At 42.4% G+C, this 14701-nt stretch carries 17 protein-coding genes and 1 pseudogene; 7 read left to right on the top strand and 11 right to left on the bottom strand.

Annotated features, from left to right (window positions below):
- The first annotated feature begins 157 nt into the window (after window positions 1-157).
- The 3 genes from IQ242_RS04520 to IQ242_RS04510 all read left to right on the top strand — a co-directional run bounded on the left by IQ242_RS04520 (window position 158) and on the right by IQ242_RS04510 (window position 2502).
- Window positions 158-1051 carry a DMT family transporter gene (locus tag IQ242_RS04520; RefSeq protein WP_185237356.1) on the top strand — a complete coding sequence of 298 codons (894 nt, stop codon included), beginning with the start codon at window positions 158-160 and terminating at the stop codon, window positions 1049-1051.
- A 307-nt stretch (window positions 1052-1358) separates the two neighbouring features.
- Complete coding sequence (locus IQ242_RS04515) at window positions 1359-1871, top strand: type 4 pilin (protein ID WP_193959176.1); 513 nt, start codon at window positions 1359-1361, stop codon at window positions 1869-1871.
- Entirely contained in the window at window positions 1846-2502 is a 657-nt protein-coding gene (locus tag IQ242_RS04510) for a Tfp pilus assembly protein FimT/FimU (protein WP_193959175.1), read from the top strand. Before IQ242_RS04515 ends, IQ242_RS04510 begins: the two co-directional genes overlap by 26 nt.
- Window positions 2503-2543: 41 nt before the next feature.
- Here IQ242_RS04510 and IQ242_RS04505 read toward each other — a convergent pair whose 3' ends face one another.
- Window positions 2544-2945, bottom strand: a complete 402-nt coding sequence (locus IQ242_RS04505) for a hypothetical protein (RefSeq protein WP_002768149.1) — start codon at window positions 2943-2945, stop codon at window positions 2544-2546.
- Window positions 2946-3017: 72 nt separating this feature from the next.
- Here IQ242_RS04505 and IQ242_RS04500 point away from each other — a divergent pair, with 72 nt between their 5' ends.
- Complete coding sequence (locus IQ242_RS04500) at window positions 3018-3299, top strand: DUF6439 family protein (protein ID WP_002735085.1); 282 nt, start codon at window positions 3018-3020, stop codon at window positions 3297-3299.
- Here IQ242_RS04500 and IQ242_RS04495 read toward each other — a convergent pair.
- The 9 genes and pseudogenes from IQ242_RS04495 to IQ242_RS04455 form a co-directional block, all read right to left on the bottom strand.
- Window positions 3296-3697 (bottom strand): anti-sigma regulatory factor, encoded by a 402-nt coding sequence (locus tag IQ242_RS04495; protein WP_193959174.1) that lies wholly within the window; start codon window positions 3695-3697, stop codon window positions 3296-3298. The two genes, IQ242_RS04500 and IQ242_RS04495, sit on opposite strands and share 4 nt — an antisense overlap.
- A 341-nt stretch (window positions 3698-4038) precedes the next feature.
- Window positions 4039-5406, bottom strand: a complete 1368-nt coding sequence (rlmD, locus tag IQ242_RS04490) for a 23S rRNA (uracil(1939)-C(5))-methyltransferase RlmD (RefSeq protein WP_193959173.1) — start codon at window positions 5404-5406, stop codon at window positions 4039-4041.
- 2 nt (window positions 5407-5408) lie between these two features.
- Window positions 5409-5861: a DUF29 domain-containing protein gene (locus IQ242_RS04485; RefSeq protein WP_193959172.1), complete on the bottom strand. Its 453-nt coding sequence runs from the start codon at window positions 5859-5861 to the stop codon at window positions 5409-5411.
- Window positions 5862-5917: 56 nt separating this feature from the next.
- Window positions 5918-7612, bottom strand: a complete 1695-nt coding sequence (locus IQ242_RS04480) for an ATP-binding protein (RefSeq protein WP_193959171.1) — start codon at window positions 7610-7612, stop codon at window positions 5918-5920.
- Between the two features lie 270 nt (window positions 7613-7882).
- On the bottom strand, window positions 7883-8791 hold the full coding sequence (gene menA, locus IQ242_RS04475) for a 2-carboxy-1,4-naphthoquinone phytyltransferase (protein ID WP_193959170.1): 909 nt from the start codon (window positions 8789-8791) through the stop codon (window positions 7883-7885).
- A 186-nt stretch (window positions 8792-8977) separates the two neighbouring features.
- A complete protein-coding gene (locus IQ242_RS04470; RefSeq protein WP_193959169.1) occupies window positions 8978-9550 on the bottom strand; it encodes a Uma2 family endonuclease in 573 nt (190 codons plus the stop codon).
- A gap of 46 nt (window positions 9551-9596) precedes the next feature.
- Window positions 9597-10610, bottom strand: a complete 1014-nt coding sequence (locus IQ242_RS04465) for a WD40 repeat domain-containing protein (RefSeq protein WP_193959168.1) — start codon at window positions 10608-10610, stop codon at window positions 9597-9599.
- 36 nt (window positions 10611-10646) lie between these two features.
- Window positions 10647-10850: pseudogene (locus IQ242_RS04460) on the bottom strand (DUF5678 domain-containing protein); the annotation flags it as partial.
- Window positions 10851-11035: 185 nt separating this feature from the next.
- Entirely contained in the window at window positions 11036-11467 is a 432-nt protein-coding gene (locus IQ242_RS04455) for a DUF29 family protein (RefSeq protein ID WP_193959167.1), read from the bottom strand.
- Window positions 11468-11732: 265 nt separating this feature from the next.
- Between IQ242_RS04455 and IQ242_RS04450 the strand changes: the two genes are divergently transcribed.
- The 3 genes from IQ242_RS04450 to IQ242_RS04440 all read left to right on the top strand — a co-directional run bounded on the left by IQ242_RS04450 (window position 11733) and on the right by IQ242_RS04440 (window position 13177).
- A complete protein-coding gene (locus tag IQ242_RS04450; protein WP_193959166.1) occupies window positions 11733-12341 on the top strand; it encodes a choice-of-anchor C family PEP-CTERM protein in 609 nt (202 codons plus the stop codon).
- Window positions 12342-12488: 147 nt separating this feature from the next.
- A complete protein-coding gene (locus IQ242_RS04445; RefSeq protein WP_002750711.1) occupies window positions 12489-12821 on the top strand; it encodes a DUF433 domain-containing protein in 333 nt (110 codons plus the stop codon).
- Complete coding sequence (locus IQ242_RS04440; protein WP_002763705.1) at window positions 12818-13177, top strand: DUF5615 family PIN-like protein; 360 nt, start codon at window positions 12818-12820, stop codon at window positions 13175-13177. The genes IQ242_RS04445 and IQ242_RS04440 overlap by 4 nt, the downstream gene beginning before the upstream one ends.
- Window positions 13178-13204: 27 nt before the next feature.
- On the opposite strand, the gene IQ242_RS04435 is transcribed toward IQ242_RS04440, so the two are convergent.
- A complete protein-coding gene (locus tag IQ242_RS04435; protein ID WP_193959165.1) occupies window positions 13205-14596 on the bottom strand; it encodes an MlaD family protein in 1392 nt (463 codons plus the stop codon).
- Between the last annotated feature and the right edge of the window lie 105 nt (window positions 14597-14701).

Below are 14701 nucleotides of genomic sequence, written 5' to 3'. Positions count from 1 at the left end.
GTGGGGTGTAGGGTGTGGGGTGTAGGGTGTAGGGTGTGGGGAGAATAAATAAAATAATCTCCTATCTCCTGACGACCGGCTACTGACGACCGGCTACTGCCTACGGTTAAAATAACTGGTGAATAACATCATTGACATCGCGTAAGCGTAGCCTATTTTGCCCCCTTCTAACGCCAAAATTATTTTTATTTTAACTATCGGTGTGGTGTCGGTTTCTGCATCGGCAATTTTTATCCGGTTAGCGATCGAAGCGGTAGGTAATGCTACGATCGCATTTAGTTTATTTTTAGCGACTTCCCGTCTGATCTTGGCTTCTGTCGTTCTAATTCCGAACTGGTTGACCTTATCACGCCAAAAAGTCGCTATTCAAGCCTATTATTACGCAGTGGGGGCAGGATTTTGTTTAGCTCTCCATTTTGCTACTTGGATTACTTCTCTATCCTACACCTCGATCGCCGCTTCTACCACTTTAGTCACCACTAATCCTCTCTGGGTTTCCCTGTTGGGTTGGTGGTGGTTTCGAGAAAAACCGAGTAAATTAACCTTTATCGGCATTTTTGTGGCTTTAACGGGGGGATTATTGATTGTTTTAGCCGATCGAGATGTCAGTAGTTCTTATCCTAACCCTTTATTGGGCAATAGCTTGGCTTTAATTGGAGCAATTCTCGTCAGTGGTTATATTCTCCTCGGACGGGAAGCACAAAGAAAGGGCTTAAATATTAAGAATTATATAACTGTAGCCTACACTACCGCAGGATTAGCTTTATTACCTTCTATTTTTTTATTCGGTCAAGGTTACGAAAGCTATCCCTTATCCGTGTATGTTTATGTGTTAATGATGGCGATTTTTCCGCAATTAATCGGTCATACTAGCTTTAACTGGGCTTTGCGATGGGTAGCACCGACAATAGTAACCATGGTAATTTTATTAGAGCCAATCGCCGCTAGTCTGTTAGGAGTGTTCATTTTTGGTGAAATACCCCCCCAAGAAGTCATTTATGGCGGATTAATTCTATTAATCGGCGTAGGCATTGCTATTTTGGGCGGTTAAGCTGTTAGTGGCTCTAATATTACTGGTTAAGTGTGATCTTGATCGCGGATGGTAATCACAGACAAAAGCTAGATTAGTGTACAATGCTAACTGCATGAGAGTTTAGACAATCTGACTCACTTGAGCAATAGGGTTTTCGGGGAATTAATTCCCTGACTAAAGTTAGAAATATCCCATCATCTGGGTACTCTGTAGTTGATAGCTAAAAAAAGTCAGTGGTTTTCAGGAAAAACGGGGGGGGTGAAAAGTGAAATCAAAAGAAAAGGGAATACCGTTAAAACTACCGTCGTCCGAGTCAGGTTTCTCGATGTTAGAAGTAATCATTGCCATTTTAGTTATTACCGCTTTCTTAACAGGAACCCTACAGTTAATGGCAGTGAATGCCTTATATAAAGTTCGGGCAGAAAGACAAGCTCAAGCTAACTTTTGGATACAAGAAGATTTTGAGGATGTCAAATATTTAGCTTCGACTTTAGATGTGACTTCCAGTCCCAGTTATGTCAGTCCAGATGTGTGTAGAAATATCAATCAGGGTTATGGCACAGCTTTGAGAAGAAGACTAACGAATACTCCCCTGACCACCATCACTATACCGACGGCTCAAGAATTACCGACAAGAACAATTGTCGGGAAAAACTATTCTCTCGCTCGAACTTTTAATATTACTGAACAATTGGATAATCCCCATCGTCTCCGTATTGATTATCAAGTCAAGTTAGCAACGGGTCAAACTCCTAATGATTACCAAAACCAAGAAAATGTTATTGCCGAAAGTTCTGTCGAGGTGATTCCCGATGCGTCGTTCAACTGTCCATCATAAAAATCAGGGTTTTACCCTGTTAGAAATTTTGATAGCTTTGGCAATTGCGGGAATTCTTGCCGCCTTAACCGGACCTAATTTATTAGCTTGGTTAAATAGCAATAAAGTCCAAGAAGCCACCGATTCTATACAATCAGCCCTAAGGGATGCTCAAAAACAAGCCATCCGTCTAGGGAGAATTTGCACGATTAATTTTACTAACGGGATTGGCACTGATCCCACGGTTTACTCGCAAATAACTGCTTTAGATAAGGACTCCAAACTTGACCCAGGTTGTTTAGTGGCGACTAATACTAACGCGGGTTCCTTAAATCTGCCGCAGGGAGTATTTATGGTGGTGAATAATTTTCCCACCCTAGGCGGCAGTCCGGGGGTGCAGTTTTCCTTTCGGGGTCATGTGCCGCAGGAGCCAAAAAGTAAGCTCCCCCGGTTTGATCCGCCGGAAGATAAAGCGATAATCGTATTATATCCCGCCGCCAATGCCGACGAGCCCTATCCCAACCAAGAAAGAAAGTGTATAGTTATCGCTTCTCTGTTAGGAATAGTTAAACAAGGCACTTATAACGGCAATCCTCTAGGTACGCTCAATGCCAATAATTGTAAAATCCGTCTCGATGGAACCGAACCCTAATCAGCTTCTCAAGGCAACACACCCCACTCCTGTGCAGTTAATCACCCGCTGCAGGATCGCAGAATCCAACCCAGTAAGACTCCGATACCACCAAAGCGGACAATTTGCCAAAAAACTTCCCCCAGCAGTCCGCGACGGATTCCTTCCCAGAATAGGCGCTTTAATTCCCCTTCTTTGAGTAAATTGCTTTCTAAAATTACCTCTAATTCTTGAATCTGTTCGCGAATTTGTAACAATTCCTTTTCTAGTTCAGGTAGGGGATTTTCCCGCCATTGGGGTTCTATTTGGCTAAATTGTGCTTCTAGGTCTTTTTTTTGCTGTTCTGCTTCGTTGATCTGTCGATAACGGTCTTTTAGTGTTGCGATCGCCGCTTCGACTTCTTCAATTGCTTGGGTAAATTCTGCCGATTCATCGTTAGGGTACGGGTTTTCTTCTAAGGACATGGACTCGATGGTATTTCCTGCGTCTAAACTATAGTTATAGACGATTTTACGGTTTTACGAAACCTTTTGATTATGATTCCATCCCCTGTCTCTTCCTCATCTCAGACTGTTGATGATCTATCTACCCTGGAATTGGCGCGGATTTTGGCGGAACGCTTGGCGATCGCACCGATTGACTGGCATCGTCTGAAGGCCAATCGTAATGCTCGGGCTGCCGAACAATTAGGGACGGCTTTGGTGTTTTTATTAGATAATCAGCCAGAAGAAGCACTTCCTCGGCTACAACAGGCTACAGGCTGGCTTGATCGCTCGATTTCTGCTCCTCCCTGTCCTTCTCACGGTCACGGTCATTAATTAAACCAGCGTTCCTGTTTAATTTGTTTACAAAGTTTCAGTTGGGTTCCTTGTTGATTCCAGTGAACTTGGTCGAAGATTTGATATAACATACACAGTCCTCGGCCATTTTCCGCTTCTTCGGGGGGAAAATTGGGACAATCGCAACTACAGCCATGATGGGGACAACCTGGCGTAAATCCACAACCTTCGTCGGTAATTACCCAAGAATACTCGTCTTTACTGCTAGAAAATTGAACAACCACGGTTTTGCTGGGATCGAGATGATTGCCGTGTTTAGCGGCATTAACTAAAGCTTCTTGCAATCCTAATCTAATTTCTGGTTCTAATTCTTCGGGAATACTAGCGGTCAATAAATCTAAAATCGGACAAAGATACAAGGTGGAAGCGAAACTCATGGTGTTCCAACTTCGTTTGCTTGTTGGCAGTGAAATAGCAATCACGCGCTTTACCTCTAGCTTTTATTCAATGACTGTTCTCTTACAGAAAGATTAAGGTCTCTTAACCGTCGATCTAGATGATTGCCATACCTAATAAGTCATATTTTGTCCCTTTTATGTCTCTGAGATTGATTAGATATTTTTATGATTGATCTACACACCAATCGAGAATCAAGGCAGCTTTGAGCGGGTAATTAATCAAAAAAGTAGTTGACTGGAACGGGGCTTAATATGCTATTATCCTTAACCGTTGACTTTTCAGCCATAAACGGCTAAAGGGTCGGGTTTTTCCCCTTATTTCATCCTACCATATTTGTGTTTTTTTGTCTAAGAAAAGCAGCGCATTCGACGTGGGGAGTTTGGGGAAAGAAATCGGCGGTTTGCACTTCTAGCAGTTGATAATCGCCTGTTTGACAGAGATATTGCAAGTCTCTGGCTAAAGTTGCACTTTGACAACTGATATAAACAATGCGTTGACTTTGCAGCTGTAACAGGCTATCAAGGACAGAGCGATCGCAACCTTTGCGGGGCGGATCGAGTAGAATAATGTCGGGTTTAACTGTCAGTTGCGGTAAAGTTTTTTCTACTGCCCCCAAAATAAAGGTTGTGTTGGTAATATTATTTAATTGGGCGTTAATTTTGGCTCGATCGAGGGAAAAGCTATAGGATTCTAGTCCAATCACCTCTTTAACCCGTTTAGCGAGGGGTAAAGTAAAAGTACCGATACCACAGTAGGCATCAATAAGAATTTCTTCACCTTTAAGCTCTAATTTCTGGCAAATAAGCGCAAATAAGGCTTCAGCAGCCTCTGTATTAACCTGAAAAAAGGTATCGGCAGCCAATTGATAGGTTAATCCGGCGAACTTTTCGTTAACATAGTCCCTTCCGGCGATAGTTGTGGTCTGAGCGCCAAAAATAGCATTACCTCGATCGGGGTTATAATTGACGGTTACACCGACTAAATTGCCGTATTTTGCCAGCCATTGCCGCGCCTGTGCCTCAATTCCCTGTAAATTATTATCGGTACTAATCAGGGTTAATAAAACTTCTCCAGTGTGGCGGCCAATTCTTAGGGATAAATGGCGTAATTGTCCTTGATGGGTCTTTTCATCGTAAATTGACCAGCCTTGCTCCTGAATATCCCGTTTTATCTCGGCTAGAAACGGATTTAAAGCCTGATCTTGAATCGGACATTGATTGAGATTAATCAGATGATGGCTGCCGCGACGATAATAACCTGCTTGCACATTGCCGGTGGGGGAAAATCCGAGGGGATAGGTAGCTTTATTGCGATAAGCGAGGGGAGAATTACCGGTGAGGGGAGGATAAACCAAAGGATCGGTAAAACCGCCAATTCTGGTTAATACCTCTTGTACTTGCTCTTTTTTGACCTGAAGCTGAAATTGATCCTCGATGTGTTGCCATTGACAGCCACCACATTTATCAGCGACGATGCAGCGAGGCCGGATACGATGGGGAGAAGCTTGTAGAATAGTTTGTAGTTTGCCGATCGCATGACTTTTTTTGATATAGGTGATGCGAGTTTGAATGCGATCGCCAATAACCGTATCTGGTACAAAAATCACCTGTCCTCGGTATTTTCCCACACCTTCGCCCGTATGGTTGAGGTCGGTAATCTCGATCTCGATTAAATCACCTTGTTGCATAGTTAGGGAAACCAGTTTTCATCCAGGGTTTCTGCTGGGGTAATAATGACTTCTATGGGAATTTCTTGCTTGCTCAATTTCGAGACTATTTGCCTAGCTTTTCCATAACAAGAATCGAAAATTTCGAGGAGATAAGGTTTTAAGCTAGGACTGTCTTCCAGCAGATCGGCAATTTGAACTCGAAAATTAATAATTGCCGCTTCCCATTTATTAGCATTATACTCTCTTTCCGTCTGCCAATAAACTAACTTGAGCAGATGAGCTAATAATTGAATTAACAAACTTTTGAGAGCCTGTCGATTATTTTTTCCTATGCTTCCTAATTCCTCGATCAGATTAGTCCAGTCAACCGAGGTAAAATCCTCCTGTCGTAATTGGTTAACGGTTGTCTCGATCCATAGCTGAAAATCTCGATCGTATAAGCTGATCTTCGAGATCGGTATTTGAGCGGTCATGGGAGGTAAACAGTAAAAACAATCCAACTCTATTCTACAATCCAAAACTAATTTTTCTAAAATCCTAGATCAGCTTTGGCAATTTTGGCCGCCGCTAATACTTCCTCATCGGGTAATTCTCGCCAGTCGGTCGCACCTATTTCAGCATAGAATTTTTGATCGTAGGCGCGAGTACGAATTACTACCGGCATAGGGACCGCATGACCTAAAACTAAAGCTTGTTGTTTTGAGTCTAATTTCGCTAAAACTGATCGCAAACTTCCCCCTCCAGAAACCCCAGTAAATATGGCTTCGATGTCCTTTTCATCGTTTAATAAACAGGTGATTCTCGTCCCTACCTGAGACATAACTTCGTTATCAATTCCTGAAGGTCTTTGATCGACAATTAAGAGAGTAACAAAGTATTTTCGCATCTCCCTGGCGATAGTTCCAAAGATAGTTTGATGTACCACCGCAGCATCTAAAAATCGATGAGCTTCTTCAATGGTAATCACTAACTGTTGCGGCCGATCAACGGGGTTTTTAGTTTGTAAAAAATATTCAGCTTTTTTAACATAATTAGCATGAATCCGACGGGTGATCATATTGGTGGCTAACATATAGGAAAGCATATTACTTTGGGAGCCAAATTCGATGACAACGTGCTTACCTGCATCTAAAGCTTGTAAAACCTGATCGATATAATTGTGGGGACAAACACTTTTTAAATATTTCAAACTATCTAGACGCATTAATTTTCTCTGGAGGGACATAATTGATCCCGCATGACCCTGTTTTTCCGTACAGAAGATTTTAATATCCTCGTTACTCATATTTAATAACTGAACGATCCAAGATTCCCCATACTCGTTATAGAGAATATTGGCATTATCTAAACTAGCTTCCGAGATACCTAATTCCCGACCGATTAAACGAATATCTTCGATTTCAATTTGATTATAACTTAAGAATAATTCCTGCGCTCCTCGTACTCCCCGACGTTTGGTAGAATCGGGATCGAGGGTATAAATTTCTACCTGTCCGGGGAATAATTGACATAATCCTTTCACCGTAGAAACCTCCTTCCCTTCTTTCATCGCTTCCCAACCGTATTCCGAGTGCATATCAAACATGAGGTTAACCCCTGCTTGTTTGCGAATAATGCCCGAAATTAGTAATCTAGTTAAAAAGGATTTTCCCGTCCCGGATTTGCCAAAAACACCGTTACTACGTTCGACAAAGCGATCGAGATTAATACATATTGGCACGTCCATGTCAAGGGGTTGACCAATAGCAAAATTCTTTCTGGTGGGATCATCTTCCCAACCGAAAACCATGCGAAAATCCTGCTCACAAGCTTCATAAACTTGGCTAAAATGCGCGGGAATAGTTTTAACTGGCAGTAATTCTAAATCGGCGCTAGTTTGGGGTTGAAAAGAGCCTAAAGAAGTGTCAGAAACTGCGGGAGAATTACCTCCAGTCGGAGTAAACATGAGCATGGGAGATAGGTCAATAGTACCATAAGTACCGCTACCCGCTAAAACATCGCGCATAAAACTATCATCGGGATGGGGAGGATTCGCGATAATCCGGGGACTGGAGTTACCCAGGGAGACATCGGTGAGGAGACAGAAAAAACGCGAGCGAGTGCCTTGCACCACTAAAAATTTACCGACGCGCATATCTTCCACGGAAATATCTGGATAAAGACGGATTTCTAAACCTTCACTCAGGGAACCTTGAATAACCGATCCGAGGGGCTGTTCACTCATGCTAACCTTTATTTGTGGCGATCTATCCCCCTATTCTGTCACTTTTCCGTTAATAAGTGCAAACTCGATCGGGTACAGTAAACAGTAATCAGTGATCAGTAAACAGTAAAAAGACAGTAGGAAACTGGAAGATGTACCAGACTAAGGCTGAATCCGCCGTATTAAATACTTCCCACTTAATACATACTGCACACTTAAAACTCAAATCTGATAACTGATAACTGATAACTGATAACTGATAAAGGGGTTTAAGAAAAAAAATCGTGTTGATCAACGGGAAGCAAGGAAATAGCCAAGGGAGAAGAGAATGCCACTAAAAAAGTGAAGATTAACCGCTATAAACTTGCAGTTACTGACTAGCTGAGGTTGGTCGTGATTTTGGTTAACGTGGTTGACTAATTGCCAAGCGAAAGGGAGACTAAGGAAGATTAAGAGGGTGAGAGGGGGATAAACCTGCAGCAGGACAAAAACCACCGTTAAAACGTAAACGAGAACCGTCACTACGGTTAAAACTTTAGAACCTTTTAAAGTACCTAAACGAGCAATGGGTGATTTTTTACCCGCTTTGAGATCATCGGCAACTTGATGGAAATGGGAACAAAAAAGGATGATAGAAGTGGTAATCCCGATAATAATTGAAGCCGCTAGACTAGAGAGAGAAAAAGCACCAGCTTGGGAATAGTAGGCAGCGGCAATCGCTAAGGGTCCAAAAGTAAAGAAACAGATAATTTCACCTAATCCTTGATAACCGAGACGGAAGGGAGGCCCTTGATAGGTATAGCCCAAAAAACAGCAGAGGGCGATTAATTCTAGTATAGTCCAATCGCCTCGCCAATAACTAATAGCAAGAATACCAGCAATACCCACTAATAGAAAAAGATTACTCAGCCAGAAAATTAAAGATTTATTGCCAGTTAAATTAACGATCGAATGTGCCTTATTGACATCGATCCCGGTATCGGCATCAAAAACATCATTACTGAGATTTAACCAAGCGAGAATTAAAATAGCTGAGAGGATAAAAGTGGCAAAAATCGGCAGAGAAAATAGACCTGTTTCCTGATAAGCGATCGCTGTTCCCAGAATAATCGGTATAATTGCCACACTATACATTGGTGGTTTAATGGCTGCTAACCAGAGTTTTTGGGGCGAGGGAGTGGTGACAGTATCGGTGGTCATAGTTAGGGTTTGCTGACAAAGTTTTTCCTAGGCGTAGGGTGTGGGGTGTGGGGTTTTACCGATTTTCAGGGGGTCAATTAGCCAATTTTCAGGGAAAAAGTCCTTGAATTTACCCTGACTACTGACGAGCGACTCCTATTTTGATTTTGACCAGAGGTCTGATCATACCTGGGTTTTAAGGATATTTTACTCAAAAATAGAGATAAATAGACTAAAACCGGGTAAGACATCCTCTCCGTTTAAATTAGCGGGTAGTTCCATAATTTCTACGGGTTGCTGAGGACGATAAATTTCCACTTGTTGTTGTTGAGGATTAACTAGCCAACCTAATCGCAAACCACTGTGGAGATATTCCCGCATTTTAGCTTGAATTTCCGGGAGGGAATCGCTACGGGAGCGCAGTTCAATGACGAAATCGGGACAAATAGGCGGAAATTTCTCCTGTTCTTCTCGACTCAGAGCTTGCCAACGAGTTAAACTCACCCAAGCGGCATCGGGAGCGCGATCTCCGCCTTTCGGCAAACGAAAAATCGTCGCCGAACTAAAGACTTTACCCAATTGGGTTTGATGATTCCACAACCAAAGTAAACTAATAAAATCGGCCTCTCGGTTGCCGCTAATTCCCCCAACAGGTGGCATCACAATTAATTCTCCTTGAACGTTTCTTTCCAGTTGCCAATCTGGGTTAACTTGACAGAGACGGTAAAACTGCTCATCGCTGAGATTGACTGTATCTAAGTTTAAAATCACTGCTGCCATAGCTATATTTCGCCCTAGAAAACACTCTAGTCTTAATTATAGTCAATTAGATTCCTCGCCACAGTGCGATCGCACCGTCCCGATCTCCAGTGACTAACCAACGACCATCCCGACTGGCAACCATTCTTAAGATGACGTTTCCCTTCAGGGTATTCAAGTGCCGACGGGTATTAACATCCCAAAATTTAACGGTTCCATCCCCGGAAGTGCTGGCCAAAACTTTACCCCCATCCAGCAGGGCCATATCGGTAACAGCGTCGTTATGGGCGAGAATAGTAGTGGTGCCGATGCCGCTTTTCACTTGCCAACCGCGGATCGAACCGTCTTGACTAGCAGTACCGGCGGTATTACCATCCTTGGAAAAAAGCACCCGATAAACGGGGAATAAATTCCCCGCATAGGCCCGAATAAAGCGACCGGTACTCACTTTCCACAGTTTAACGAAACCATCGTAATCGGCGCTGACAATTCCTTTACCATCGGGACTAAATGCGATCGCCTGAATCGGATGATTATGACCGCGCAGGGTTTTTAACAGTGTACCCGTCTGAAAATCCCAGAGTTTGACTGTACGATCCCAGCTACCCGTGGCCAAAATTTTGCCATCGGGAGAAATAGCGGCATCAGTAACGAGAAAAGCATGGCCAGGATAGGTCATTTCTAATTTTCCCGTGCGCGTATTCCAGCGTTGCACTTTTCCCCCCGCATCGGCAGTTACGAAACTCTTGCCATCGGGACTAAATTGGATAGCGTTAACGGTATCACCTAGTTGCCAAGTCCTGAGAGGTTTTTGGGTTTTTAGGTCCCATTCCCTAACAGTGCCGTCAAAACTACCACTCAGCAGCAGGGAGTTATCGGGACTAATGGCCAAAGCATAGATGGGATCCTGATCGGCTTTTAAAATAGTAACCCGTTCGACGGTCTGCCAAGGAACGATTTCTGCTAGGGGAGGTGCTTGCGGAGTGATGGTTTTGCCTTTTTCCTGATTGACTGCACAACCACCGGATAGGAACAGCAGTAATAATAACGATAACGTCGGTTGATAAAGGGTTATTTTCATAGAATTTTGCCGTTGTCAAAATCAACTTAAACTACTTTAAACTTGAATGGGTAAAATTTGAATAGAATAACGACAACTAGGAACAAGATAAATGACAAATTCTTGATTGGTTGTGTTGGCTTCTTCTAGAACATTCTGTAAATTTTCACCGTGAGCAATCACTCCTTTTTCATTATAAGCAATGTATTGATTTTTATACAAATCAAGCACGGTGTCACGATTTTTGTTTAACCAACGTAAGTAGGTAGACGTTAAAAGTTGTCAGACACCCCCCTTATTAAGGGGGGACTAAGGGGGGATCGGCACCCCCCTGATCAAGGGGGGCAGGGGGGATCGAACCTAAAATCCATTTTAAATTTAATTATAACCAGCTACTTAACATTTTTTGGGCTTGTTCTTGAGAGATTGAGTTGGTCATAATCTTTCTAGGGAGAGACGTTTTTGATGAGAAGAAAAGCATCACTAATCAGTTTATTTTTGTCAATTATAGCTTCTAGTTGCTCCGATTGATAACGACCTGATTCGACTTCTAAAGAAGCGGCATCCAAAGCATTAAGATAAGCATCGTTTAAAGTATCTGTTAATTCCTCATCACTTAAATAATATCCTGCCGCTTTTCGGCGTTTATTGTGGCGTTGAATTTCTCTAACACTATTGCGAATGGAGACATCCCAAGAACGGGTGGTTCGGTTTTCTGCCTGTTGTTTAATTAAATGAAGTAATAAGATAACAGCATAACTACGAATAGTGCTAATAATCCCGTTTTTGCTCATATCTTCAAGTTCTTCTACAATCGCCAGTGAACCTTTAATATCACCTTTTAAGAGCAAAGCTTTTAATTCTAAAAGTTCTTCCATAATCCAATTTCTTCCCCAAATACCCCTTAATTATATCTTGCCACAAGTCTCTCTATCCCAAAGCGCATTTAAGGCGAACTTGAGCAAAAAATTAATCATTTTTTAATTTATTTTAAGCTTTTCTGTGCTATGGTATGGTTGTTTATCTGAAAATGGAGTTTTTAGTAATGACTCAAAGATTAGCAAAACTAATAGATTTTCGGGGGGGGGTAAGCACAGCTTATTAAAACTCTCAATTGCTTCCTCTGTCCTTGGGGTAAGTGCTTTGATAGTCACCCCTGTACAAGCAGCAAATTTGATTCAAAATGGCAGTTTTGAGACGGCTAACGTCAACCCTAACCCTGGTGATTTTATAAGACTTGATGCTGGTTCCACAGTAATTACAGGATGGACGGTCAGCCAAGGAACAATTGATTATATAGGAACTTATTGGCAAGCTTCTGAGGGTTCTAGAAGTCTGGACCTATCTGGAGGGAATGACGGTGGAATTCAGCAAACCTTTAACACAACCGTCGGTGAGACTTATCGGGTGACTTTTGATCTGGCGGGTAATACCTTCACAAGTCCTACTATTAAAGACATGAGAGTGAGTGCGGGAGGAAGTTCTGCTGATTTTTCTTTTGATACAACAGGAAAAAGCAATTCAAATATGGGATGGCTATCAAAATCTTGGGATTTTACTGCTAACAGTACAACCACTACCCTTGAGTTTATCAGTTTAAGTAATAGCTTTGCTGGTCCTGTGTTGGATAATGTCTCAGTGATAGCTCTTTCCTCTCCTCCTCCTTCTCCTATCCCCGAACCTTCATCAGTGCTAGGATTATTGAGTTTAGGAGTATTAGGAATTGGTTCTGCTTTAAAACGTCAATCTTAATCTCTTTTTATCTTTTTAACCCATCTAAAGTAGGTGGGTTAAATTGAATATTCAGATAGGCTTAAAATCGGTGAATAATTTTGAATTTTGCGGCACATTTTTAATAATATGCTAGGATAGTATTGATGTTTTAGGAGGTAACAACCTATGCAGTTAGAAGATTATTTTGAATTTGTAGCAGTAGATAATATTCAATTAAAAGGACATCGTATTGGCATTGAGGACGTACTGAAATACTATCGACAAGGTTATAGTCCTCAAGAAATTCTCCAAGAATTACCAACTCTAAATTTAGAAAAAATTTATGCCACTTTGACCTATTATTATCACAATCAAGCACAAATCGATCTCTATCTTGTCAAGCTAGAAAGACAACGGGAACAACATTATCAACAGTGGCTAGAAACATCATCTCCTTTAATTGATCGTTTAAGAAAAGCAAAAATTAAAAAGGAGCAGGAGTATTTACAAAAAGCATGAAAATTCGGTTTTTGCTGGATGAAAATTTATCTCCTAAGCTAAAAATAGCGGTTCAACGTATCAATTCTACTATAGATATTTTGCGAGTTGGTGATGCGGATGCACCTCTTTTAGGGACACTTGATCCTAATTTATTGCAATATTTAGAATTATCCCAGAGACTGTTAATCACTGACAATAGAAGTACCATGCCCAATCATTTAAAAGATCATTGGAACACGGGAGGTCACACTTGGGGAATTATTTGGTTACGCCCTAGCGGTACAATTAGTCAATGGGCTGAATCAATGATTTTAATCTGGGAATTAACAGAAGCTGAAGAATGGATTGATCGCTTAGATTGGATTCCTTTATGAGGAACTAAGGTGATTTTTCAAACACATTTAATCATTTATTTCGGGGCTTTTTCTGGGTTTCTTAGGGTCTTTTTCTGGGGTATTAGCGGGGGGATTTGGGGCTATTGTCGCAATTTGGGCGGCCATTCTTGTCATTGCTTGACCTTGGGCGAATTCCTGCTGTAGTTGTTCGCTAGAAGAAACCAAACGACTTAAACCCTGAATTAAGCGGATAATTTCCTGTCGCAGTTGCGGATTACCGGTAATTTCATCCACATCGGAGGTGATTTTCTGAAGATTGGCAAAAGCAGCGCGAGAGGAGTCGAGGAGTTGCTGTAGGGTGACAACAGTGGCAGGATCGGAGAGATAAGCGGTAAAGTTGCCTAAATTTTCGCTTAATTTAACTGCATTTGCCGAAATAGTGTTTAAATTCTCGATAATTTGGCTTTTCTGCACTTGCGTGAGGATGGGATCCAAAGCAGCAAGGGTAGTTTGTAGGCGATCGCTAGTAGTTTTGATACTATCGAGAGTGGCAATTAAACGATTTTGATTAGCTGCCAAAAAAACCCGCAGTTCTTCGGTGGTTTCTCCCACCAAAAGCAGCGTTTTTCGGGCCTCCACTAGGGTAGCGTCTAAATTTCTCAGGCCGCCACTTCCCTGTAAACTTTTCAGTAAAGTAGTCGCTTCCTGACTCAATCCCCCGACACCGGAAAGATCACTAGAAAGGCGATCGAGGGAACCGGATACTTGCGGTAAGGATTCTAGGGATCTCATCCCCGAATTAACTTTACCCAGAGTACCGCTGCGACGTACCTCGCTTAAAGCGGTGGTTGCCTCACCACTAAAGCGATCGAGTCCCCCCAAGGCATTGGCAGCGCGCTGGGTAAAGGAACGAAATCCGGCCACCATATCGGGATCGCTAACTAGATTAGAAATTCTCAGTAAAGATCTGATCAGGGTATTGACATTTAGCGCCGATTGCCCTTGTAAACGGGAACCGTTACAGATAATCACTTCCCCATTGCAGTTAGGACTCAAAGGGGGTTCTTTAACACCACCGACGGGTAAAGCTTGCAGGGGAGTAATATCGATCGTGGTTTCACCGACTAAACCGGATTGAATGGCTTCGATGAGGGAATTACTGGGAATTAGGCGATCTGCTGGCGAAATCTCCACTTCTACGGCGACTCCCTCCGGTTCTGGGGTAATTGCCGTCACTTGCCCGATTCTCACTCCCCGATAACCGACGCGGGTTCCCACCATCATGCCACCCACATTAGGAAAAAGGAAGCTGGCTCGATAACTGCGCCCCCCGAAGCTAAAATTACTTAACCAGGCGACAAACCAGATTAATATTCCCCCCGATGCGAGTAACATTAAACCGATACCACTTTGCCGCAGAGTTGGGGAAATCCCCCGTTGTGAACCGCCAGCTTCCATAAATAATTACTCCTCATCTCTACAAAGTATCTTACAGGAGAAATCGGGGGATTTCAGCGATCAGCTTCTGAAGGCAAGAGTCAAGGAGTCAGTATTCAGGAGTCA

Source organism: Microcystis sp. LEGE 08355 (assembly GCF_015207185.1).
Taxonomy (GTDB): domain Bacteria; phylum Cyanobacteriota; class Cyanobacteriia; order Cyanobacteriales; family Microcystaceae; genus Microcystis; species Microcystis panniformis.
Note: the sequence above shows the minus strand (reverse complement) of the source record. Positions and strands in the feature narration are given on the sequence as shown.